Origin of the sequence: Burkholderia sp. Bp8984 (assembly GCF_003853755.1) — a bacterium.
Classification (GTDB): Bacteria; Pseudomonadota; Gammaproteobacteria; order Burkholderiales; family Burkholderiaceae; genus Burkholderia.
Genome location: NZ_QTQN01000093.1, coordinates 1 through 998 on the forward strand (window position 1 = coordinate 1; position 998 = coordinate 998).

A 998-nucleotide genomic window follows, 5' to 3' on the forward strand; every position below is an offset into this window, starting at 1 on the left:
GCGCTGGCCGACGTGACGAGCGATGCGATGCCGGACAACCTGGCGTACGTGATCTACACGTCGGGCTCGACCGGCCGACCGAAGGGCGTTGCGCTTGCGCATCGCGGGCTGAACAGTCTGGCGGCATGGGGGATTGCCCAATTTCCGTCGATCGAGGATGGCCGTGTCCTCTTCTCCACGTCGGTCGCGTTCGACGTCTCGTTGTTCGAAATCGTCACGACGCTGGCGAACGGCGGCACGCTGCTCATCGTCGACAGCGTCCTTGCGCTGCCCGAGATTCTCGAAACCCGGCAGCCGGCCCTGGTTTGCGCGACACCGTCGGCCATTCGGGGGCTGATCAACGCGAGCATGCTTCCCGGGAAGGTTGACGCACTTGCATTGGCTGGCGAAGCGCTCGATGCAGACTTGCTGCGAGACATTGCACGTACGTCGGCGGCGAAACGCGTGTGCAATATTTACGGGCCGACGGAAAGCACCATTTACGCGACCTTTTCCGAGCCGGCACACGAAGTCGGACGGATCACGATCGGCAAGCCGATCTGGAACACGCGAACCTACATTCTGGACGAGGCGCTGAATGCGGTGCCGGTGGGGGTGCCGGGCGAGTTGTACCTGGGCGGCGCAGGGGTGGGGCGCGGCTACGTGAATCGCCCGGACCTGACGGCGGAGCGCTTCATGCCGGACCCGTATGCGGCGGAGGAAGGGGCGCGGATGTATCGCACCGGGGATCTGGCGCGCTACACCGATGACGGCGAGATCGAGTATCTGGGCCGGACGGATCATCAGGTGAAGATCCGCGGGTTCCGTATCGAGCTGGGCGAAATCGAGGCGGCGTTGCGCTCGCAACCGGGTGTCGACGAGGCGGTGGTGGTGGCGGACGCGACACATTCGGGTGGTGCGCGGCTGATCGGTTATGTGGCCGGCGCGTCGCTGCCGTCGTCGGGCGAACTGAAGGCGGGGCTGCGCGAGTTGCTGCCGGACTACATGGTGCCGTCGGT

The 998-nt window shown here is 65.4% G+C and carries 1 protein-coding gene; it reads left to right on the plus strand.

The genetic code is table 11. From position 1 onward, the window contains the following. Positions 1 to 998 (plus strand): amino acid adenylation domain-containing protein (locus DID98_RS35465; protein WP_185640934.1); only part of this gene is annotated, 998 nt, incomplete at both ends.